The sequence below is a fragment of the Bacteroides sp. OM08-11 genome (assembly GCF_003438665.1).
GTDB classification, from domain to species: domain Bacteria; phylum Bacteroidota; class Bacteroidia; order Bacteroidales; family Bacteroidaceae; genus Bacteroides; species Bacteroides cutis.
Genome location: NZ_QSTJ01000001.1, coordinates 41,612 through 63,254, shown reverse-complemented (window position 1 = coordinate 63,254; position 21,643 = coordinate 41,612). Strand labels below are relative to the sequence as shown.

Annotated in this window: 33 protein-coding genes; all 33 read left to right on the top strand. The window is 38.7% G+C overall.

What is annotated here, in order from left to right; genetic code table 11:
* Positions 1-78: 78 nt before the first annotated feature.
* The 33 genes from rpoC to rpsD all read left to right on the top strand — a co-directional run bounded on the left by rpoC (position 79) and on the right by rpsD (position 21,635).
* Positions 79-4,374: a DNA-directed RNA polymerase subunit beta' gene (gene rpoC, locus DXC10_RS00305; protein WP_101541773.1), complete on the top strand. Its 4,296-nt coding sequence runs from the start codon at positions 79-81 to the stop codon at positions 4,372-4,374.
* Between the two features lie 219 nt (positions 4,375-4,593).
* A complete protein-coding gene (locus DXC10_RS00300; RefSeq protein ID WP_101541772.1) occupies positions 4,594-4,905 on the top strand; it encodes a DUF3467 domain-containing protein in 312 nt (103 codons plus the stop codon).
* 119 nt (positions 4,906-5,024) lie between these two features.
* Entirely contained in the window at positions 5,025-5,426 is a 402-nt protein-coding gene (rpsL, locus tag DXC10_RS00295) for a 30S ribosomal protein S12 (RefSeq protein ID WP_101541771.1), read from the top strand.
* Positions 5,427-5,579: 153 nt separating this feature from the next.
* Entirely contained in the window at positions 5,580-6,056 is a 477-nt protein-coding gene (gene rpsG, locus DXC10_RS00290; protein WP_101542396.1) for a 30S ribosomal protein S7, read from the top strand.
* Positions 6,057-6,113: 57 nt separating this feature from the next.
* On the top strand, positions 6,114-8,231 hold the full coding sequence (gene fusA, locus DXC10_RS00285) for an elongation factor G (protein ID WP_101541770.1): 2,118 nt from the start codon (positions 6,114-6,116) through the stop codon (positions 8,229-8,231).
* 84 nt (positions 8,232-8,315) lie between these two features.
* Positions 8,316-8,621, top strand: a complete 306-nt coding sequence (rpsJ, locus tag DXC10_RS00280) for a 30S ribosomal protein S10 (protein ID WP_004291244.1) — start codon at positions 8,316-8,318, stop codon at positions 8,619-8,621.
* Positions 8,622-8,640: 19 nt separating this feature from the next.
* Complete coding sequence (gene rplC, locus DXC10_RS00275; protein WP_101541769.1) at positions 8,641-9,258, top strand: 50S ribosomal protein L3; 618 nt, start codon at positions 8,641-8,643, stop codon at positions 9,256-9,258.
* Positions 9,258-9,884: a 50S ribosomal protein L4 gene (gene rplD / locus DXC10_RS00270; RefSeq protein ID WP_101541768.1), complete on the top strand. Its 627-nt coding sequence runs from the start codon at positions 9,258-9,260 to the stop codon at positions 9,882-9,884. The genes rplC and rplD overlap by 1 nt, the downstream gene beginning before the upstream one ends.
* A gap of 16 nt (positions 9,885-9,900) precedes the next feature.
* Positions 9,901-10,194 (top strand): 50S ribosomal protein L23, encoded by a 294-nt coding sequence (rplW, locus tag DXC10_RS00265; protein WP_087412064.1) that lies wholly within the window; start codon positions 9,901-9,903, stop codon positions 10,192-10,194.
* Between the two features lie 6 nt (positions 10,195-10,200).
* Positions 10,201-11,025 (top strand): 50S ribosomal protein L2, encoded by an 825-nt coding sequence (rplB, locus tag DXC10_RS00260; RefSeq protein WP_101541767.1) that lies wholly within the window; start codon positions 10,201-10,203, stop codon positions 11,023-11,025.
* Positions 11,026-11,045: 20 nt separating this feature from the next.
* Complete coding sequence (rpsS, locus tag DXC10_RS00255; RefSeq protein ID WP_117737142.1) at positions 11,046-11,315, top strand: 30S ribosomal protein S19; 270 nt, start codon at positions 11,046-11,048, stop codon at positions 11,313-11,315.
* A gap of 36 nt (positions 11,316-11,351) precedes the next feature.
* Complete coding sequence (gene rplV / locus DXC10_RS00250) at positions 11,352-11,762, top strand: 50S ribosomal protein L22 (protein WP_004291236.1); 411 nt, start codon at positions 11,352-11,354, stop codon at positions 11,760-11,762.
* Positions 11,763-11,767: 5 nt separating this feature from the next.
* Positions 11,768-12,499 carry a 30S ribosomal protein S3 gene (gene rpsC, locus DXC10_RS00245; RefSeq protein ID WP_101541765.1) on the top strand — a complete coding sequence of 244 codons (732 nt, stop codon included), beginning with the start codon at positions 11,768-11,770 and terminating at the stop codon, positions 12,497-12,499.
* Between the two features lie 21 nt (positions 12,500-12,520).
* Positions 12,521-12,955, top strand: coding sequence for a 50S ribosomal protein L16 (gene rplP / locus DXC10_RS00240; protein WP_005656538.1), 435 nt, complete (start codon positions 12,521-12,523; stop codon positions 12,953-12,955).
* 5 nt (positions 12,956-12,960) lie between these two features.
* Complete coding sequence (rpmC, locus tag DXC10_RS00235) at positions 12,961-13,158, top strand: 50S ribosomal protein L29 (protein ID WP_101541764.1); 198 nt, start codon at positions 12,961-12,963, stop codon at positions 13,156-13,158.
* Positions 13,155-13,424 carry a 30S ribosomal protein S17 gene (gene rpsQ, locus DXC10_RS00230; protein WP_101541763.1) on the top strand — a complete coding sequence of 90 codons (270 nt, stop codon included), beginning with the start codon at positions 13,155-13,157 and terminating at the stop codon, positions 13,422-13,424. The genes rpmC and rpsQ overlap by 4 nt, the downstream gene beginning before the upstream one ends.
* 2 nt (positions 13,425-13,426) lie before the next feature.
* Positions 13,427-13,792 carry a 50S ribosomal protein L14 gene (gene rplN / locus DXC10_RS00225; RefSeq protein ID WP_005825700.1) on the top strand — a complete coding sequence of 122 codons (366 nt, stop codon included), beginning with the start codon at positions 13,427-13,429 and terminating at the stop codon, positions 13,790-13,792.
* A gap of 20 nt (positions 13,793-13,812) precedes the next feature.
* Positions 13,813-14,133 carry a 50S ribosomal protein L24 gene (rplX, locus tag DXC10_RS00220; RefSeq protein WP_101541762.1) on the top strand — a complete coding sequence of 107 codons (321 nt, stop codon included), beginning with the start codon at positions 13,813-13,815 and terminating at the stop codon, positions 14,131-14,133.
* Positions 14,133-14,690 carry a 50S ribosomal protein L5 gene (gene rplE, locus DXC10_RS00215; protein ID WP_101541761.1) on the top strand — a complete coding sequence of 186 codons (558 nt, stop codon included), beginning with the start codon at positions 14,133-14,135 and terminating at the stop codon, positions 14,688-14,690. Before rplX ends, rplE begins: the two co-directional genes overlap by 1 nt.
* 6 nt (positions 14,691-14,696) lie before the next feature.
* Positions 14,697-14,996: a 30S ribosomal protein S14 gene (rpsN, locus tag DXC10_RS00210; protein ID WP_101541760.1), complete on the top strand. Its 300-nt coding sequence runs from the start codon at positions 14,697-14,699 to the stop codon at positions 14,994-14,996.
* Between the two features lie 53 nt (positions 14,997-15,049).
* The gene (rpsH, locus tag DXC10_RS00205; RefSeq protein ID WP_004291226.1) at positions 15,050-15,445 is read left to right on the top strand and encodes a 30S ribosomal protein S8; all 396 of its coding nucleotides are present in this window, start codon (positions 15,050-15,052) and stop codon (positions 15,443-15,445) included.
* A gap of 15 nt (positions 15,446-15,460) precedes the next feature.
* Entirely contained in the window at positions 15,461-16,030 is a 570-nt protein-coding gene (rplF, locus tag DXC10_RS00200; protein ID WP_101541759.1) for a 50S ribosomal protein L6, read from the top strand.
* A gap of 20 nt (positions 16,031-16,050) precedes the next feature.
* Positions 16,051-16,395 (top strand): 50S ribosomal protein L18, encoded by a 345-nt coding sequence (gene rplR / locus DXC10_RS00195; RefSeq protein ID WP_101541758.1) that lies wholly within the window; start codon positions 16,051-16,053, stop codon positions 16,393-16,395.
* A gap of 5 nt (positions 16,396-16,400) precedes the next feature.
* Entirely contained in the window at positions 16,401-16,919 is a 519-nt protein-coding gene (rpsE, locus tag DXC10_RS00190; RefSeq protein ID WP_009125145.1) for a 30S ribosomal protein S5, read from the top strand.
* An 11-nt stretch (positions 16,920-16,930) separates the two neighbouring features.
* Complete coding sequence (gene rpmD / locus DXC10_RS00185) at positions 16,931-17,107, top strand: 50S ribosomal protein L30 (protein ID WP_004291222.1); 177 nt, start codon at positions 16,931-16,933, stop codon at positions 17,105-17,107.
* A 30-nt stretch (positions 17,108-17,137) separates the two neighbouring features.
* Positions 17,138-17,584 (top strand): 50S ribosomal protein L15, encoded by a 447-nt coding sequence (gene rplO / locus DXC10_RS00180; RefSeq protein WP_101541757.1) that lies wholly within the window; start codon positions 17,138-17,140, stop codon positions 17,582-17,584.
* 4 nt (positions 17,585-17,588) lie between these two features.
* Positions 17,589-18,932, top strand: a complete 1,344-nt coding sequence (gene secY / locus DXC10_RS00175) for a preprotein translocase subunit SecY (RefSeq protein WP_101541756.1) — start codon at positions 17,589-17,591, stop codon at positions 18,930-18,932.
* A 12-nt stretch (positions 18,933-18,944) separates the two neighbouring features.
* Positions 18,945-19,745, top strand: a complete 801-nt coding sequence (gene map, locus DXC10_RS00170) for a type I methionyl aminopeptidase (RefSeq protein WP_117737141.1) — start codon at positions 18,945-18,947, stop codon at positions 19,743-19,745.
* A 9-nt stretch (positions 19,746-19,754) separates the two neighbouring features.
* Positions 19,755-19,973 carry a translation initiation factor IF-1 gene (gene infA / locus DXC10_RS00165; protein ID WP_002558052.1) on the top strand — a complete coding sequence of 73 codons (219 nt, stop codon included), beginning with the start codon at positions 19,755-19,757 and terminating at the stop codon, positions 19,971-19,973.
* An 8-nt stretch (positions 19,974-19,981) separates the two neighbouring features.
* The gene (ykgO, locus tag DXC10_RS00160; protein ID WP_002558051.1) at positions 19,982-20,098 is read left to right on the top strand and encodes a type B 50S ribosomal protein L36; all 117 of its coding nucleotides are present in this window, start codon (positions 19,982-19,984) and stop codon (positions 20,096-20,098) included.
* A gap of 34 nt (positions 20,099-20,132) precedes the next feature.
* The gene (rpsM, locus tag DXC10_RS00155) at positions 20,133-20,513 is read left to right on the top strand and encodes a 30S ribosomal protein S13 (RefSeq protein WP_009122263.1); all 381 of its coding nucleotides are present in this window, start codon (positions 20,133-20,135) and stop codon (positions 20,511-20,513) included.
* A gap of 11 nt (positions 20,514-20,524) precedes the next feature.
* The gene (rpsK, locus tag DXC10_RS00150; RefSeq protein ID WP_073402471.1) at positions 20,525-20,914 is read left to right on the top strand and encodes a 30S ribosomal protein S11; all 390 of its coding nucleotides are present in this window, start codon (positions 20,525-20,527) and stop codon (positions 20,912-20,914) included.
* A gap of 115 nt (positions 20,915-21,029) precedes the next feature.
* Complete coding sequence (gene rpsD / locus DXC10_RS00145; RefSeq protein ID WP_101541754.1) at positions 21,030-21,635, top strand: 30S ribosomal protein S4; 606 nt, start codon at positions 21,030-21,032, stop codon at positions 21,633-21,635.
* Positions 21,636-21,643 lie beyond the last annotated feature (8 nt).

The following is a 21,643-nucleotide window of genomic DNA, read 5'->3' as shown; positions in this document are numbered from 1 at the left end:
GAATAATATTTCTCAATCCTTAATTTCTCAACATCCATTTTTCAATTTTTAATTGTCAATTATCAATTATATAAAAGTATGGCTTTTAGAAAAGATAACAAGATAAAGAGTAATTTCTCGAAAATCTCTATTGGTTTGGCTTCTCCCGAAGAAATCTTAGAGAATTCGAGTGGTGAAGTTTTAAAGCCTGAAACCATCAACTATCGTACATATAAGCCTGAACGTGACGGTTTGTTCTGCGAACGTATTTTCGGTCCTATCAAGGATTATGAATGTCACTGTGGTAAATATAAACGTATCCGTTATAAAGGCATTGTTTGTGACCGTTGTGGTGTGGAAGTGACTGAAAAGAAGGTACGTCGTGAGCGTATGGGACATATTCAGTTGGTTGTTCCAGTAGCACATATTTGGTATTTCCGTTCACTTCCTAATAAAATTGGTTACTTGTTAGGATTGCCTACCAAGAAACTTGATGCTATTATTTATTACGAGCGTTACGTCGTTATTCAGCCGGGTGTGTTGGTTGATGAGGTAGCACAGTTTGATTTGCTCGAAGAAGGAGAATATTTGGATCTTCTGGAGAAGTTGCCGAAAGACAATCAGTTCCTCGAAGATTCTGATCCTAATAAGTTTATAGCCAAAATGGGTGCAGAAGCTATTTATGACTTGCTGTCCCGTTTGGATCTTGATGCTCTGTCATACGAACTGCGTCACCGTGCAGGGAGTGATGCTTCACAGCAACGTAAGAGTGAAGCTTTGAAACGTCTTCAGGTTGTCGAATCGTTCCGTGCATCGCGTGGACGTAATAAACCAGAATGGATGATTGTACGTATTGTACCGGTTATTCCACCGGAACTTCGTCCCTTGGTTCCATTGGATGGTGGACGTTTTGCCACTTCCGACTTGAATGATCTTTATCGTCGTGTTATTATTCGTAATAATCGTTTGAAGAGATTGATTGAGATAAAGGCTCCTGAAGTCATTTTGCGTAATGAAAAACGTATGTTGCAGGAAGCAGTTGATTCATTGTTTGATAACTCGCGTAAGTCTAGTGCGGTAAAAACGGATGCTAATCGTCCGTTGAAATCTCTTTCTGATAGTTTGAAAGGTAAACAAGGACGTTTCCGCCAAAACCTGTTGGGTAAGCGTGTCGACTATTCTGCTCGTTCTGTAATTGTTGTAGGTCCGGAACTGAAGATGGGTGAGTGTGGTATTCCAAAACTGATGGCAGCTGAGTTGTATAAACCGTTTATCATCCGTAAACTTATTGAGCGTGGTATCGTGAAAACGGTAAAGAGCGCCAAGAAGATTGTGGATCGTAAGGAACCTGTTATTTGGGATATTTTGGAGCATGTGATGAAAGGTCATCCGGTATTGTTGAACCGTGCGCCGACTCTTCACCGTCTGGGTATACAGGCGTTCCAACCTAAAATGATTGAAGGTAAGGCTATTCAGCTTCATCCTCTGGCTTGTACGGCATTTAATGCTGACTTCGACGGTGATCAAATGGCTGTTCACTTGCCGTTAAGTAATGAGGCTGTTTTGGAAGCTCAAATGTTGATGTTGCAGTCACACAATATTCTTAACCCTGCTAATGGTGCACCTATTACTGTGCCTGCACAAGATATGGTACTTGGGTTGTATTATATTACCAAGTTGCGTAAGGGTGCAAAAGGGGAAGGTTTGACTTTCTATGGTCCGGAGGAAGCTCTTATTGCTTACAATGAAGGCAAGTGCGATATTCACGCTCCTATTAGTGTCATTGTGAAAGATGTTGACGAGAACGGAAATATTGTGGATAAAATGATGCATGATACTTCTGTAGGCCGTGTTATTGTGAATGAGATAGTTCCGGCAGAAGCAGGTTATATCAATACGATTATATCTAAAAAATCACTTCGTGATATCATTAGCCATGTAATTAAGGTATGTGGTGTTGCTAAGGCGGCAGATTTTCTCGATGGAATTAAGAACCTTGGTTATTATATGGCATTTAAAGGTGGATTGTCGTTCAATTTGGGTGATATTATTATTCCTGAAGAGAAGGAAGCGCTGGTACAGAAGGGATATGAAGAAGTGGAACAGGTTATCAATAACTATAATATGGGTTTCATCACTAACAATGAACGTTACAATCAGGTTATTGATATATGGACACATGTAAATTCTGAGTTGTCTAATATCTTGATGAAAACAATTTCGAGTGATGATCAAGGTTTCAACTCTGTATATATGATGTTGGATTCTGGCGCTCGTGGTTCTAAAGAACAGATCCGTCAGCTTTCTGGTATGCGTGGTTTGATGGCAAAGCCTCAAAAAGCGGGTGCCGAAGGTGGTCAGATTATTGAGAACCCGATTCTTTCTAACTTTAAAGAAGGTTTGTCTGTGTTAGAATATTTTATCTCTACACACGGTGCTCGTAAAGGTTTGGCTGATACTGCATTGAAAACTGCTGATGCCGGATATCTGACTCGTCGTTTGGTTGACGTGTCGCATGATGTGATTATTAATGAAGAAGATTGTGGTACACTCCGTGGATTGGTCTGTACAGCTCTGAAGAATAACGATGAAACTATCGCTACTCTGTATGAACGTATTCTCGGTCGTGTATCTGTACATGATATTGTTCATCCTACGACAGGCGAACTTTTAGTTGCAGGGGGTGAAGAAATCACCGAAGAAATAGCCCAGAAGATTGAGGATTCTCCGATAGAGAGTGTTGAAATCCGTTCTGTATTGACTTGTGAATCCAAGAAAGGAGTTTGTGCTAAATGTTACGGACGTAACTTGGCTACAAGTCGTATGGTTCAAAAGGGTGAAGCTGTAGGCGTTATCGCGGCGCAATCTATTGGTGAGCCGGGTACACAGTTGACGTTGCGTACATTCCATGCTGGTGGTACGGCTGCTAATATTGCTGCTAATGCAAGTATTGTTGCTAAAAATCCTGCTCGTTTAGAATTTGAGGAACTTCGTACTGTAGATGTTATTGATGAAGCCGGTGAGCCTGCTAAAGTAGTGGTTGGACGTTTGGCCGAAGTACGTTTTGTAGATGTAAACACGGGTATTGTGCTTTCTACACATAATGTTCCTTATGGTTCTACACTTTATGCTGCTGATGGTGAAATGGTAGAAAAGGGTAAGCTTATTGCTCGTTGGGATCCGTTTAATGCAGTTATTATAACTGAAGCTACGGGTAAGATTGAGTTTGAAGGAGTGATTGAAAACGTAACTTATAAAGTAGAATCTGATGAATCAACAGGTTTACGTGAAATCATTATTATTGAGTCTAAGGATAAGACAAAAGTGCCTACTGCACATATCATGACAGAAGATGGAGAGCTTATTCGCACTTATAATTTACCGGTAGGAGGTCATGTAGTAGTAGAAGATGGACAGAAGGTAAAGGCTGGTGAAGTTATCGTAAAAATTCCGCGTGCTGTTGGTAAAGCGGGTGATATTACGGGTGGACTTCCTCGTGTTACTGAATTGTTTGAAGCTCGTAATCCGTCTAATCCTGCTGTTGTTTCTGAAATTGATGGTGAAATAACAATGGGTAAGGTAAAACGTGGTAATCGCGAGATTATTGTAACTTCTAAGACTGGTGAAGTTAAGAAATATCTCGTGCCATTGTCTAAGCAAATCCTTGTACAAGAGAATGATTATGTACGTGCAGGTACTCCGTTGTCGGATGGTGCTATTACTCCTGCCGATATTCTTGCTATTAAAGGTCCTACTGCTGTCCAGGAATATATCGTGAATGAGGTACAAGACGTATACCGTTTGCAAGGTGTGAAGATCAACGATAAACATTTTGAAATTATAGTTCGTCAAATGATGCGTAAGGTTGAGATTGATGAACCGGGTGATACTCGTTTCTTGGAACAACAGGTTGTGGATAAACTGGAGTTCATGGAAGAAAATGATCGTATATGGGGTAAGAAAGTGGTAATAGATGCTGGAGACTCACAAAATCTGCAACCGGGTCAGATTGTAACAGCACGTAAGTTGCGTGATGAAAATTCAATGCTGAAACGTCGTGACTTGAAACCTGTGGAAGTACGTGATGCTGTTCCTGCTACTTCTACTCAAATACTTCAAGGTATTACGCGTGCTGCTTTGCAGACCTCAAGTTTTATGTCTGCTGCTTCCTTCCAGGAAACTACGAAGGTGCTCAATGAAGCTGCTATCAATGGTAAGGTAGATAAGTTGGAAGGTATGAAGGAGAACGTTATTTGCGGTCACTTGATTCCTGCCGGTACCGGTCAACGGGAGTTTGAAAAGATTATTGTTGGCTCCAAAGAGGAATATGATCGTATGCTTGCCAATAAGAAGACTGTTCTTGACTATGCTGTTGATGAGAAGGTTGAAGAATAAATAGTGCTAATACAATCGTTTATTTTATAACTGAAAGAGGGTAGTTCGATGATTTATCGAATTGCCCTCTTTGATTATTTTTGTGATTCATATTAAGAATATTGAACAAGTCTAATAATTATAAGAATGACATACTCTTTTCTGAATAATAATACACTGACTTTTGTAGATTTGAATGAAAAAAGGTATATTTGCTCTTTATATAAATGAATGTAAAGTATGGAAAAACTAGAAAATAATAATGGTCAATTACAAATTGAGTTAAAAGAGGATGTGGCTCAGGGCACATATGTTAATCTTGCTATAATTACACATTCCAGTTCAGAATTTATTCTTGATTTCGTGCGTGTGATGCCTGGTATCCCTAAAGCAGGAGTGAAATCACGTATAGTTTTGGCGCCTGAACATGCTAAACGATTACTTCGTGCACTTGAAGAAAACATTGGTAAATATGAACGTTCTTTTGGTGCTATTCGTATGGTGGATGAACAACCTCTTCCACCATTGCCTAATATCAAGGGTGAAGCATAAAATCAAAAAAAAAACTTGTAGTGCATTGATTATTCAAAACTTATTAGTATCTTTGCAGCCCAAAAGTGTATAGTTTTGAATTAATATAAACAATAATATATAAATTAAAAACAATTAAAATGCCTACAATTCAGCAATTAGTAAGAAAAGGACGTGAAGTGTTGGTAGACAAAAGTAAGTCTCCCGCCTTGGATTCATGCCCTCAAAGACGTGGCGTTTGCGTGAGAGTGTATACAACCACTCCGAAAAAACCGAATTCAGCTATGCGTAAAGTAGCTCGTGTACGTTTGACTAACGGTAAAGAGGTGAACTCTTATATTCCGGGAGAAGGTCATAATTTGCAGGAACACTCAATCGTGTTGGTACGTGGTGGCCGTGTAAAAGATCTCCCGGGTGTGCGTTATCATATCGTTCGTGGAACTTTGGATACTGCGGGTGTTGCGGGGCGTACTCAAAGACGTTCTAAATATGGTGCTAAGCGTCCAAAACCAGGACAAACTGCTCCTGCAAAGAAAAAATAATTTGTAGTTGAGTGTAAAAATATAAAAAATTAAAAGTAATAACTTACGTTTTAGTTTGTTGGAAATGCTAAAGGTTGAGTAAATTCTCCGGTGGGGGAGTTGAAGAAGACAGAAGTAACAGCCAAGAACGAAAAACATTATTTTTTCAGACAAATGAGAAAAGCAAAACCTAAAAAACGCGTTATCCTTCCGGATCCTGTGTTTAGTGATGTTAAAGTTTCTAAGTTCGTTAATCATTTGATGTACGATGGAAAGAAGAATACTTCTTATGAGATTTTCTATGCAGCTTTAGAAACGGTGAAGAATAAAATGCAGAATGAAGAAAAATCTGCTCTTGAAATCTGGAAAAAGGCTCTGGATAATGTAACTCCTCAGGTGGAAGTAAAGTCTCGCCGTGTAGGTGGTGCAACGTTTCAAGTTCCGACGGAAATCCGTCCTGATCGTAAAGAATCCATTTCTATGAAGAATTTGATCATCTTCGCTCGTAAGCGTGGTGGTAAATCAATGGCTGATAAATTGGCAGCTGAAATTATGGATGCGTTTAACGAGCAAGGTGGTGCTTACAAACGTAAAGAAGATATGCATAGAATGGCAGAAGCTAACCGTGCATTTGCTCATTTCAGATTCTAATACTGTTAAGAGATAACCAATTGAAGATTAAAAACTTAATGTAAAAGGAATTAGAAAATGGCAAAGAGTGATTTACATTTGACGCGTAATATCGGTATCATGGCTCATATTGATGCCGGCAAAACAACAACTTCTGAACGTATCCTATTTTATACGGGGTTGACCCACAAAATTGGAGAAGTACATGATGGCGCTGCTACAATGGACTGGATGGAGCAAGAACAAGAACGTGGTATTACTATCACTTCTGCTGCTACTACTACTCGTTGGAAATATGCAGGTAATACTTATAAAATCAATCTGATTGATACTCCGGGGCACGTGGACTTCACTGCTGAGGTAGAACGTTCTTTACGTATTCTTGATGGGGCTGTTGCTGCTTATTGTGCAGTAGGTGGTGTTGAACCGCAATCTGAAACGGTTTGGCGTCAAGCTGATAAGTATAATGTACCCCGTATTGCGTACGTTAATAAGATGGACCGCTCTGGTGCAGATTTCTTTGAGGTTGTTCGTCAGATGAAGGATGTCTTGGGTGCTAATCCTTGTCCTATTGTTGTGCCTATTGGTGCTGAAGAGTCTTTTAAGGGCTTGGTTGACCTTATTAAGATGAAAGCAATTTATTGGCATGACGAGACAATGGGGGCTGATTATACGGTAGAAGAAATTCCTGCAAATTTAATTGATGAGGCTACCGAGTGGAGAGATAAAATGCTTGAGAAAGTAGCTGAGTTTGATGATGCTTTAATGGAAAAATATTTCGATGATCCTTCTACTATTACAGAAGAAGAAGTGCTAAGAGCTCTTCGTAATGCAACAGTACAAATGGCTGTTGTTCCGATGTTGTGTGGCTCTTCCTTTAAAAATAAAGGTGTACAGACTTTGCTTGATTATGTTTGTGCATTTTTACCTTCTCCGTTGGATACTGAGAATGTAATTGGAACAAATCCGGAAACAGGTGCAGAAGAAGATCGTAAACCAAGTGAAGATGAAAAAACATCTGCTTTAGCATTTAAGATTGCTACAGACCCTTATGTTGGTCGTTTAACATTCTTTCGTGTATATTCTGGTAAAATTGAGGCAGGCTCTTATATTTATAACTCTCGTTCTGGTAAGAAGGAACGTGTTTCTCGTCTGTTCCAGATGCATTCAAATAAGCAAAATCCCGTTGAGGTGATTGGTGCTGGTGATATTGGTGCTGGTGTCGGTTTTAAGGATATTCATACTGGTGATACATTATGTGATGAAACAGCTCCAATCGTATTGGAATCTATGGACTTCCCGGAACCGGTAATTGGTATTGCTGTGGAACCGAAAACTCAGAAGGATATGGATAAGTTGTCCAATGGTTTGGCTAAATTGGCCGAAGAAGATCCGACGTTTACAGTGAAGACTGATGAACAGACTGGTCAGACTGTTATTTCCGGTATGGGTGAGTTGCACTTGGATATTATTATTGATCGTTTGAAACGTGAGTTTAAAGTTGAATGTAATCAAGGTAAACCTCAAGTTAACTATAAAGAGGCGATTACTAAGACTGTCAACTTGCGTGAGGTTTATAAGAAACAATCGGGTGGGCGTGGTAAGTTTGCAGATATTATTGTAAATATTGGTCCGGTTGATGACGACTTTACTCAAGGTGGTTTGCAGTTTGTTGACGAAGTGAAAGGAGGTAATATTCCTAAAGAATTTATTCCGTCTGTACAGAAGGGTTTCACTACTGCAATGAAGAATGGTGTGTTGGCTGGTTATCCGCTGGATTCACTGAAAGTAACTTTGCTTGATGGCTCTTTCCATCCGGTCGATTCTGACCAGTTGTCTTTTGAAATTTGTGCTATTCAGGCATATAAGAATGCTTGCGCTAAGGCAGGTCCTGTTTTGATGGAGCCTATTATGAAGTTGGAAGTTGTAACTCCGGAAGAAAATATGGGTGATGTTATTGGTGACTTGAACAAGCGTCGTGGACAGGTAGAAGGTATGGAATCTAGTCGTTCTGGTGCCCGTATTGTAAAAGCAATGGTTCCATTGGCAGAAATGTTCGGTTATGTAACTGCTTTGCGTACTATTACTTCAGGTCGTGCTACTTCTTCAATGGTGTATTCTCATCATGCTCAGGTCTCTAACTCTATTGCTAAGGCAGTATTGGAAGAAGTAAAAGGACGTGCTGATTTACTCTAAAATTCTTGAAGCTCGTAAGCTAGCGAATGACTCTTAGCTTACAGGGCTTCATCTTATATAACTATTTAATAATTAGAAACAGTAATGAGTCAGAAAATTAGAATTAAACTGAAATCTTACGACCACAACTTGGTTGACAAGTCGGCTGAGAAGATTGTAAGAACGGTGAAGACAACTGGTGCCATTGTTAGTGGTCCAATTCCTCTTCCTACGCATAAGCGTATCTTTACCGTAAATCGTTCGACTTTCGTTAATAAAAAGTCGCGTGAACAATTTGAACTTTCTTCTTATAAGAGATTGATCGACATCTATAGCTCAACGGCTAAGACAGTAGATGCTCTAATGAAGTTGGAGTTGCCGAGTGGTGTGGAAGTAGAAATCAAAGTGTAAGTATTAAAAATTAAGTGAAATGCCAGGATTATTAGGAAAAAAAATCGGAATGACATCCGTTTTCAGTGCCGAGGGTAAGAATGTACCATGCACTGTTATCGAAGCAGGTCCTTGTGTTGTTACTCAAGTGAAAACTGTAGAAAAGGACGGTTATGAAGCTGTTCAGTTGGGTTTCCAAGAAAAAAAAGAGAAGCACACTACAAAGCCTTTAATGGGGCACTTTAAAAAAGCTGGAGTAACTCCCAAGAAACACTTGGCTGAGTTCAAAGAATTTGAAACAGAGTTGAATCTGGGTGATACTGTTACTGTAGAGATGTTCAACGATGCGACTTTTGTTGATGTTGTAGGTACTTCTAAGGGTAAAGGCTTCCAAGGTGTAGTAAAACGTCATGGTTTCGGTGGTGTAGGTCAGACTACTCATGGTCAGCATAACCGTGCTCGTAAACCGGGTTCTATTGGTGCATGTTCTTATCCAGCAAAAGTGTTCAAGGGAATGCGCATGGGTGGACAATTAGGTGGTGACAGAGTAACTGTTCAAAATTTGCAAGTATTAAAAGTAATCGCGGAACATAATCTGCTTTTGATTAAGGGTTCTGTTCCTGGTTGCAAAGGTTCAATCGTAATAATTGAAAAATAATGGAAGTTAACGTATATAATATTAAAGGTGAAGACACTGGGAGAAAGATTACGTTAAACGAGTCTATCTTCGGAATTGAGCCCAACGACCACGCTATTTACTTGGATGTTAAACAGTTTATGGCTAACCAGCGTCAGGGTACACACAAGTCAAAAGAAAGAAGCGAAATTAGTGGTTCTACTCGTAAAATTGGTCGCCAAAAAGGTGGTGGTGGTGCACGTCGTGGTGACATGAATTCACCAGTACTCGTTGGTGGAGGACGTGTATTTGGTCCGAAACCGAGAGATTACTATTTTAAATTAAACAAGAAAGTGAAAGCTTTGGCTCGTAAGTCAGCTTTGTCATATAAGGCTCAAAACAATGGTATCGTGGTTGTGGAGGACTTCTCTTTTGACGCTCCTAAGACAAAAGATTTCATTGCAATGACAAAAAATCTTAAAGTTTCTGATAAAAAACTGCTTATGATTTTACCTGAAGCAAATAAAAACGTATATTTGTCGGCTCGTAACGTGAAGAGTGCAAACGTGCAGACTATCTCAGGGTTAAATACTTACAGAGTATTAGACGCTGGGGTTGTTGTGTTTGCAGAAAGTGCACTATCTGCTATCGACAATATCTTAATGTAAAAAGGAGGCTTAAATAATGGGAATTATTATTAAACCGTTAGTGACAGAGAAAATGACTGCAATTACTGATAAGGCGAACAATCGTTTCGGCTTTATTGTGCGTCCTGAAGCTAATAAACTGGAAATTAAGAACGAAGTTGAAGCCCTTTACAACGTTACCGTGGTTGATGTGAATACTATTCGTTATGCTGGCAAAAATAAAAGCCGTTATACGAGGGCTGGTATCATCAATGGACGTACTAATGCATATAAGAAAGCTATTGTTACGTTGAAAGAAGGAGATACTATTGATTTTTATAGTAATATTTAAAAAAAAATGGCAGTACGTAAATTTAAGCCCACAACACCGGGGCAAAGACATAAAATTATTGGTACTTTCGAAGAAATTACTGCACGAGTACCAGAAAAGTCTCTTGTATTTGGTAAGAAATCTACTGGTGGTCGTAATAATACAGGTAAAATGACCATGCGCTATATTGGTGGTGGCGCTAAGAAGATTATCCGTATCGTAGACTTCAAGAGAAATAAAGATGGTGTGCCTGCAGTAGTTAGAACAATTGAGTATGATCCGAACCGTTCGGCTCGTATCGCTTTATTGTTCTATGCAGATGGAGAAAAAAGATATATTATTGCTCCCAATGGATTGCAAGTTGGTGCGACTTTGATGTCAGGTGAAAATGCTGCTCCAGAGATTGGAAATGCTCTTCCTCTTCAGAATATACCGGTTGGTACTGTAATTCACAATATTGAATTACGTCCGGGACAAGGCGCTGCTTTGGTTCGTTCAGCTGGTAATTTTGCTCAGTTGACTTCAAGAGAAGGTAAATACTGCGTTATTAAATTGCCTTCAGGTGAGGTTCGTCAGATCCTCAGTACTTGTAAAGCTACTATCGGTAGCGTTGGTAACTCAGATCATGGATTGGAAAGTTCAGGTAAGGCTGGACGTTCTCGTTGGTTAGGACGTCGTCCGCGTAACCGTGGTGTTGTTATGAACCCGGTTGACCACCCAATGGGAGGTGGTGAAGGACGTGCTTCAGGAGGACACCCGAGATCTCGTAAGGGATTGTATGCTAAGGGTCTTAAGACAAGAGCTCCGAAGAAACAATCGTCTAAGTATATTATTGAGAGAAGAAAGAAGTAATCTGATTAATTGAGTAAATTATGAGTCGTTCATTAAAAAAAGGTCCGTATATTAACGTTAAGCTTGAGAAAAAAGTGCTTGCCATGAATGAATCAGGTAAGAAAATAGTAGTTAAGACTTGGGCCAGAGCTTCAATGATTTCGCCCGATTTTGTAGGCCATACCATTGCAGTTCACAATGGAAATAAATTTATTCCTGTATATGTTACCGAAAATATGGTAGGACACAAGTTGGGAGAATTCGCTCCAACTCGTACGTTCAGAGGACATGCTGGTAATAAGAAAAAATAATACAGGATTTATTTGAAATAATAAAGTAATAATATAATGGGAGCAAGAAAAAAAATATCGGCTGAAAAAAGAAAAGAAGCCCTTAAAACCATGTATTTTGCGAAATTGCAAAATGTTCCTACTTCCCCCCGTAAAATGCGTCTCGTGGCTGACATGATTCGTGGGATGGAGGTGAACAGAGCGCTTGGCGTTTTGAAGTTCTCTTCTAAGGAGGCTGCTGCTAGGGTGGAAAAGTTGCTGCGCTCTGCAATTGCTAATTGGGAGCAGAAAAACGAACGTAAAGCAGAAAGTGGTGAATTGTTTGTAACTAAGATTTTTGTTGATGGTGGTGCTACACTCAAAAGAATGAGACCAGCCCCGCAGGGTAGAGGTTACAGAATTCGTAAACGTTCAAATCATGTAACGTTGTTCGTCGGTTCTAAAAGTAATAACGAAGATCAAAATTAAGGTAAATGGGACAAAAAGTTAATCCAATAAGCAACCGTTTAGGAATTATCAGAGGATGGGATTCCAATTGGTATGGTGGAAAGAATTACGGCGACTCTTTGCTGGAAGATAGTAAGATTCGTAAATATTTGAATGCTCGTCTTGCAAAAGCCAGCGTTTCAAGAATTGTAATTGAACGTACACTGAAACTCGTGACTATTACCGTTTGTACAGCACGTCCGGGTATTATTATCGGTAAAGGTGGCCAAGAAGTAGATAAGTTGAAGGAAGAGTTAAAGAAGGTCACAGATAAAGATATCCAGATTAACATCTTCGAAGTTAAAAGACCTGAGTTGGACGCTGTTATCGTGGCTAATAACATTGCTCGTCAGGTGGAAGGTAAAATTGCCTATCGTCGTGCCATCAAGATGGCTATTGCCAATACCATGCGTATGGGTGCGGAAGGTATCAAAATTCAGATTTCAGGACGTTTGAATGGTGCAGAAATGGCTCGTTCTGAAATGTATAAGGAAGGAAGAACTCCGTTGCACACTTTCAGAGCAGACATTGACTATTGTCATGCAGAAGCATTGACAAAAGTTGGTCTTCTCGGTATTAAAGTTTGGATTTGTAGAGGTGAAGTTTATGGTAAGAGGGAGTTGGCTCCAAACTTTACACAAAGCAAGGAAAGTGCTCGTGGAAGCAATAGCGGAAGCAATGGCGGAAAGAACTTCAAAAGAAAGAAAAATAATCGCTAACGAATTTGATTTTTAGGAATTATGTTACAACCGAAAAAGACAAAATTCAGAAGACAACAAAAAGGCCGTCAAAAAGGTAATGCCCAAAGAGGAAACCAGTTGGCTTTCGGATCTTTTGGTATTAAGGCTTTGGAAACAAAATGGATTACAGGCCGTCAGATTGAAGCTGCACGTATTGCAGTGACAAGATATATGCAACGTCAAGGACAGATTTGGATTCGTATTTTCCCGGATAAACCTATTACTAGAAAACCTGCTGATGTACGTATGGGTAAAGGTAAGGGTAGTCCTGAGGGATTTGTTGCTCCTGTTACACCAGGTAGAATTATTATCGAAGCTGAAGGAGTATCTTATGAAATCGCAAAAGAGGCTTTGCGCTTAGCAGCACAGAAGCTTCCTATCACAACTAAGTTTGTGGTGAGACGTGATTATGATATTCAAAATCAAAATGCGTAAGGAGTATGAAAATAGCAGAAATTAAAGAAATGCCTACCAATGATTTGGTGGAAAGAGTAGAAACAGAAGTAGCTAATTACAACCAAATGGTTTTAAATCATTCTATTTCTCCTTTGGATAATCCTGCTCAGATCAAACAATTACGCAGGACTATTGCGCGTATGAAAACAGAATTACGCCAAAGAGAACTTAACAATAAATGATGAGCTTGATGGAAGCAAGAAATTTAAGAAAAGAAAGAACTGGGGTTGTGCTGAGTAACAAAATGGATAAAACCATTACAGTAGCAGCTAAGTTTAAGGAAAAACACCCCATATATGGTAAGTTCGTTAGCAAAACGAAGAAATACCATGCTCATGATGAAAAAAATGAGTGCAATATCGGTGATACTGTACGCATCATGGAAACTCGTCCTTTGAGCAAGACTAAGAGATGGAGATTGGTAGAAATAATTGAAAGAGCTAAGTAATTATGATACAAGTAGAATCCAGACTTACAGTATGTGATAATAGTGGAGCAAAAGAGGCTCTCTGTATTCGCGTTTTGGGTGGTACAGGTCGTCGCTATGCTTCAGTAGGGGACGTGATTGTTGTTTCTGTAAAGAGCGTTATCCCTTCAAGTGATATTAAAAAAGGTGCAGTGTCTAAAGCTTTGATCGTGCGTACTAAGAAAGAAATCCGTCGTGCTGATGGTTCTTATATACGTTTTGATGATAATGCTTGCGTGTTGTTGAATAATGCAGGTGAAATTAGAGGTAGTCGTATTTTCGGTCCGGTAGCTCGTGAGCTTCGTGCTACTAACATGAAAGTTGTGTCACTCGCTCCTGAAGTACTTTAATATTGTAAAAGATTTAAGTAATGAGTAAATTACATATTAAAAAAGGCGATACAGTTTACGTAAATTCTGGTGAAGACAAGGGTAAGACTGGTCGTGTATTGAAGGTTCTTGTGAAGGAAGGACGTGCAATTGTTGAAGGTATCAATATGGTATCTAAGAGCACAAAACCGAATGCAAAGAACCCACAAGGTGGTATTGTGAAGCAAGAAGCTTCTATCCATTTGTCAAATTTGAATCCGGTTGATCCAAAGACTGGTAAAGCAACGCGTGTTGGTAGAAAAGAAAGTGCTGATGGTACTTTAGTGCGTTATTCTAAAAAATCAGGAGAGGAGATTAAGTAATGAGTAATACTGCTAGCCTTAAGAAAGAATATGCAGAGCGTATTGCGCCTGCATTGAAATCACAGTTCCAATATTCTTCTTCAATGCAGATACCCGTACTTAAGAAGATTGTCATCAATCAGGGTTTGGGTATGGCTGTTGCCGATAAGAAGATTATTGAAGTGGCAATTAATGAAATGAGTGCTATTACTGGTCAGAAAGCCGTAGCAACTATTTCCCGTAAGGATATTGCAAACTTTAAGTTGCGCAAAAAAATGCCAATTGGTGTTATGGTAACTTTACGTCGTGAGAGAATGTACGAATTCCTTGAAAAATTAGTTCGTGTGGCTCTGCCTCGTATTCGTGACTTCAAAGGTATTGAAAGTAAGTTCGATGGTAAGGGTAATTATACCCTTGGTATTCAGGAACAAATCATTTTTCCTGAAATTAATATTGATAGTATTACCAGAATTCTCGGAATGAATATTACCTTTGTAACCTCTGCGCAAACAGATGAAGAAGGTTATGCCTTATTGAAAGAATTCGGTTTACCGTTTAAAAACGCTAAAAAAGATTGATAAGTTATGGCAAAGGAATCAATGAAAGCACGTGAAATTAGACGTGCCAAATTAGTAGCCAAATATGCCGAGAAAAGAGCTGCATTGAAGCAAATCGTTAGGACAGGTGATCCTGCTGACGCATTTGAAGCTGCGCAGAAATTGCAGGAACTGCCTAAAAATTCTAATCCGATTCGTATGCACAATCGTTGCAAGTTGACTGGCCGTCCGAAAGGATATATCCGTCAATTCGGTATTTCTAGAATCCAGTTCCGTGAGATGGCCTCTAATGGTCTTATTCCCGGTGTAAAGAAAGCAAGCTGGTAATTTTTAGTTTAAATATTGTCAGGGTAGTCCTGATTAATTTAATTTATTTTTATATGACTGATCCAATAGCAGATTATTTGACGAGGTTGCGGAACGCTATTCAAGCAAAGCACAGAGTTGTGGAAGTTCCGGCTTCAAATTTGAAAAAAGAAATCACTAAGATTCTTTTTGAAAAAGGCTACATCCTTAATTATAAGTTTGTAGAAGATGGTCCTCAAGGTACAATTAAGGTTGCCTTGAAGTATGATCCGGTTAATAAAGTTAACGCAATTAAGAAACTGGAAAGAATTTCTTCTCCGGGTTTGCGTCAATATACCGGTTATAAAGACATGCCGCGAGTTATTAATGGTTTGGGTATTGCTATAATATCTACTTCCAAAGGTGTAATGACCAACAAAGAAGCCGCTGAATTAAAAATTGGTGGTGAAGTTTTGTGTTATGTATATTAATAGGAGGAATTAGCAATGTCAAGAATAGGAAAATTACCCATTAGTATCCCTGCTGGAGTAACAGTTACTCTGAAAGATAATGTGGTTACCGTAAAGGGACCCAAAGGCGAAATGAGCCAATATGTAAATCCTGCTATCAATGTTTCCATTGAGGATGGTCATGTTGTTCTGACTGAGAATGAAAACGAGATGTTGGATAATCCGAAGCAGAAACATGCATTTCACGGTCTCTACCGTTCATTGGTTCACAACATGGTTGTTGGTGTATCTGAAGGATATAAGAAAGAGTTGGAACTTGTCGGTGTAGGTTACCGTGCTGCTAACCAAGGTAATATTGTTGAGTTATCTTTAGGTTATACTCATAATATTTTTATACAGTTGCCGGCTGAGGTAAAAGTTGAAACTAAGTCTGAAAGAAATAAGAACCCTCTTATTATTTTAGAATCTTGTGATAAACAGTTGCTTGGTCAAGTTTGCTCTAAAATACGTTCTTTCCGTAAGCCTGAACCGTATAAGGGTAAGGGTATTAAGTTTGTTGGCGAAGAAATTCGTAGAAAGTCTGGTAAATCAGCCGGTGCTAAATAATTATTTAAATTGATAGTATTATGACAACAAAAATAGAAAGACGGATTAAGATCAAATATAGAGTACGCAATAAAGTTTCAGGTACGACTGAATGCCCGCGTATGAGTGTATTTAGAAGCAATAAGCAAATCTATGTTCAGATTATCGACGATTTGTCTGGTAAGACACTAGCTGCTGCATCTTCTTTAGGTATAACTGAGAGTATGTCGAAGAAAGAGCAGGCTGCTAAGGTAGGTGAACTGATTGCGAAAAAAGCTCAAGAAGCAGGTATTACTACTGTTGTTTTTGACCGTAATGGTTACTTGTATCATGGGAGAGTAAAAGAGGTAGCTGATGCTGCCCGTAACGGTGGACTTAAATTTTAATCATTATGGCAGGACTTAATAATAGAGTTAAGATTACAAACGATATAGAGCTGAAAGACAGATTGGTTGCTATTAATCGTGTGACCAAAGTAACCAAGGGTGGTAGAACTTTTAGTTTCTCTGCTATTGTGGTAGTAGGTAATGAAGAAGGTATCATCGGTTGGGGCCTTGGTAAAGCTGGCGAAGTGACAGCTGCTATTGCTAAAGGTGTTGAATCTGCAAAGAAAAACTTGACTAAAGTGCCTGTTTTGAAGGGTACGGTTCCCCACGAACAGTCTGCTAAATTTGGTGGTGCTGAGGTATTTATCAAGCCGGCTTCTCACGGTACTGGTGTAGTAGCAGGTGGTGCAATGCGTGCTGTACTTGAAAGTGTTGGTGTAACAGATGTTTTGGCAAAGTCAAAAGGTTCTTCCAACCCGCATAACTTGGTAAAAGCTACTATTCTTGCATTAAGTGAAATGCGTGATGCTCGTATGGTTGCTCAGAACAGAGGAATTAGTATGGAAAAAGTATTTAGAGGATAAGGAGGAAGAATATGTCGACTATTAAGATTAAACAAGTTAAAAGTAGAATTGGGGCTCCTGCAGATCAGAAGAGAACTCTTGATGCACTGGGACTTCATAAGTTGAATCGTGTGGTTGAACACGAATGTACTCCTTCAATTCTTGGAATGGTGGATAAGGTTAAACACTTGGTTACCATTGTTAAGTAATTATTTGTTGAATATAAAACGAATTACAATATGAACTTAAGTAATTTAAAACCTGCAGAGGGATCTACTAAAACAAGAAAAAGAATCGGACGTGGTCCGGGTTCTGGCTTGGGAGGTACTTCTACTAGAGGTCATAAGGGAGCTAAATCAAGATCTGGATACTCTAAGAAGATAGGTTTTGAAGGTGGTCAGATGCCTCTTCAACGTCGTGTTCCTAAGTTTGGCTTTAAAAACATTAATCGTGTAGAGTATAAAGCTATCAACTTGGATACAATTCAGAAATTGGCAGAAGCTAAGAATTTACAAACTGTAGGTATTAATGATTTCATTGAAGCCGGTTTCATTTCTTCCAGCCAGTTGGTAAAAGTATTAGGTAACGGAACTTTGACTGCTAAGTTGGATGTACAAGCACATGCATTTTCTAAGACTGCTGTTGCTGCCATCGAAGCTGCTGGTGGACAAGTAGTAAAACTCTGATACAATGAGAAAAGCTATTGAAACATTAAAGAATATATGGAAAATTGAGGATCTGAGACAACGGATCCTCATTACCATATTGTTTGTGGCAATTTACCGTTTTGGTTCGTATGTTGTTTTGCCGGGAATTAACCCGTCGATGTTAACACAATTGCATCAACAAACAAGCGAGGGTCTTTTAGCTTTGTTAAACATGTTTTCTGGAGGAGCATTCTCTAATGCATCTATTTTTGCATTGGGTATTATGCCTTATATCTCTGCTTCCATTGTGATTCAGTTGCTAGGTATTGCGGTACCGTATTTTCAGAAACTGCAACGCGAAGGTGAAAGTGGTAGAAGAAAAATGAATCAGTATACTCGTTATTTGACTATTATTATTTTGCTGGTTCAAGCTCCTTCTTATTTGCTCAATCTTAAAATGCAGGCTGGTCCTTCTTTAAATGCTTCATTAGATTGGACTCTGTTTATGCTTACTTCTACCATTATTTTGGCTGCAGGAAGTATGTTTATTTTGTGGCTTGGTGAGAGAATTACAGATAAAGGAATCGGTAACGGTATTTCATTGATCATCATGATTGGTATTATTGCCCGTCTGCCTCAGTCTTTGTTTCAAGAATTAATTTCTCGTATGACAGATAAAACAGGTGGTTTAGTGATGTTTTTGATTGAACTTGTTGTTTTATTGATTGTCATTGCATTTGCTATTCTTTTAGTTCAAGGAACTAGAAAAATACCAGTTCAGTATGCAAAAAAGATTGTAGGTAATAAGCAATATGGCGGTGCTAGACAATATATCCCTTTGAAGGTAAATGCTGCTAACGTGATGCCTATTATTTTTGCTCAGGCAATCATGTTTATTCCTATTACTCTTATTGGATTCTCTAATGTAAATAATGTAAGCGGTTTCGTACATGCATTAACTGATCATACAAGTTTTTGGTATAATTTGATTTTTGCAGTGTTGATTATATTGTTTACGTATTTCTATACTGCAATTACCATTAATCCGACTCAGATGGCTGAGGATATGAAGAGAAATAATGGTTTTATTCCAGGTATCAAACCGGGAAAGAAAACAGCTGAGTATATTGATGAGATTATGTCTCGTATTACTTTGCCTGGTTCTTTCTTTTTGGCTTTGGTTGCTATTATGCCTGCATTTGCTGGTATATTTGGTGTGAAAGCTGAGTTTGCTCAGTTCTTCGGTGGTACATCTTTGTTAATTCTTGTAGGTGTAGTTCTTGATACTCTCCAGCAGGTTGAAAGTCATTTGTTGATGAGACATTATGATGGTTTATTGAAATCTGGACGTATTAAAGGACGTAGTGGCAGTGTAGCTGCATATTAATCATTTTGAAGAATGATATTTCTTAAAACTGAGGATGAAATAGAACTGCTCCGCAAGAGTAATTTGCTTGTTGGAAAAACACTGGCTGAAGTCGCTAAAATATTAAAGCCGGGAGTAACAACAAAAGAGCTTGATAGGGTAGCAGAGGAGTTCATTAGAGATAATGGTGCTGTTCCTACTTTCAAAGGTTTTTCGAGTCAATGCGGTGATCCATTTCCTGCTTCAATCTGTACATCTGTAAATGATCAGGTTGTACATGGAATTCCGAGTGATGATGTAGTACTTAAAGAAGGTGATGTTGTGTCTGTTGATTGTGGTACTTACATGAATGGTTTTTGTGGTGATTCTGCTTATACGTTTTGTGTAGGTGAAGTTGATGAGGAAGTTCGTAAATTATTGAAAGTTACTAAAGAAGCATTATATATAGGAATACAGAATGCTGTTCAAGGTAAGCGGGTGGGGGATATCGGATATTCGATACAGCAACACTGCGAGTCTAATTCTTATGGTGTAGTGCGTGAGTTTGTCGGTCATGGAATTGGTATGGAAATGCATGAGGATCCACAAGTTCCTAATTATGGTAAACGTGGTTATGGAACGATGTTAAAAAAAGGTTTATGTATTGCTATTGAGCCAATGATTACTTTAGGTAGCCGACAGATAGTAATGGAGCGTGATGGATGGACAGTAAGAACCAAGGATCGGAAATGTGCTGCTCATTTTGAGCATACGATAGCGGTCGGAAATGGAGATGCTGAAATTTTATCATCTTTCAAATTCATTGAGGAAGTATTAGGAGATAAAGCAATTTAAGAGTTTAATATGGCAAAGCAATCTGCAATAGAACAAGATGGAGTTATAGTTGAAGCATTGTCTAATGCAATGTTTCGTGTTGAATTAGAAAACGGACATGAGATTACTGCGCATATTTCCGGTAAGATGCGAATGCATTATATCAAAATCCTGCCGGGTGATAAGGTAAGAGTCGAAATGTCTCCTTACGATTTATCGAAAGGAAGAATTGTATTTAGATATAAATAAAATAAGATATGAAAGTAAGAGCATCCTTAAAGAAACGTACGCCAGAGTGTAAGATCGTTAGACGTAATGGCCGTTTGTATGTTATTAACAAGAAAAATCCTAAGTATAAACAACGTCAAGGATAATATTATTATTTTTGCAAGAAAAATAATTTAGTATATGGCTATAAGAATAGTTGGTGTCGATTTACCTCAAAATAAAAGAGGTGAAGTTGCGTTGACCTATGTATATGGAATAGGTCGTAGTAGTTCAGCAAAAATTTTGGATAAAGCAGGTGTTGATAAGGACCTGAAAGTGAAAGACTGGACGGATGATCAGGCTGCCAAGATTCGTGAGATCATTGGTGCAGAGTATAAAGTTGAAGGTGATCTTCGTTCTGAAGTTCAATTGAACATTAAGCGTTTAATGGATATCGGTTGTTACCGTGGTGTACGTCATCGTATTGGTCTTCCTGTGAGAGGACAGAGCACAAAAAATAACGCTCGTACTCGTAAAGGTAGAAAGAAAACCGTTGCTAATAAGAAAAAAGCTACTAAATAATAATTGTTGATATGGCAAAAAAAACAGTTGCAGCAAAAAAGAGAAATGTAAAGGTAGATGCTAATGGACAGTTACATGTTCATTCATCTTTCAACAACATTATTGTTTCTCTGGCAAATAGTGAAGGTCAGATTATTTCATGGTCTTCTGCTGGAAAGATGGGATTTAGAGGTTCTAAGAAGAATACTCCTTATGCAGCACAGATGGCTGCGCAAGATTGTGCTAAGATAGCATATGATCTTGGATTGAGAAAGGTAAAAGCATATGTGAAAGGTCCGGGTAATGGGCGTGAATCTGCTATTAGAACTATCCATGGTGCAGGTATTGAAGTTACGGAGATTGTTGATGTAACTCCGCTTCCGCATAATGGTTGTCGTCCTCCGAAAAGACGTAGAGTTTAAGATTTACCTTTAATAAAAATGACACTTGATTTTGTTATTGGATTGTATATTCTTCTCTGCAATCGCGGCTGCAACAAATTGAGTTCATGAATAAACAATTAAATATTTAAAAGAAATGGCTAGATATACTGGACCAAAATCAAGAATAGCCCGTAAATTCGGTGAAGGAATCTTTGGAGCAGACAAGGTATTGTCAAAGAAGAATTACCCTCCTGGTCAACACGGAAATTCAAGAAAGAGAAAAACTTCTGAATATGGTGTTCAACTTCGTGAGAAACAGAAAGCCAAATACACCTATGGAGTTTTGGAAAAACAATTCCGCAACTTGTTTGAGAAGGCTGAAACCGCTAAAGGTATTACCGGTGAAATTCTTCTTCAATTGTTAGAAGGTCGTCTTGACAATATAGTATTCCGTTTGGGTATTGCTCCGACTCGTGCAGCTGCTCGTCAGTTGGTTAGTCATAAGCATATTACTGTAGATGGTGAAGTTGTAAATATACCTTCATATGCAGTAAAACCAGGGCAGGTGATTGGTGTTCGTGAAAGATCTAAATCTTTGGAAGTTATCGCTAATTCACTGGCGGGATTTAATCACAGCAAGTATCCTTGGTTGGAATGGGATGATAATGCAAAAGTAGGTAAGTTGTTGCATATACCTGAAAGAGCAGACATTCCTGAAAACATTAAAGAGCATTTGATTGTAGAATTGTATTCTAAATAATAATTAAT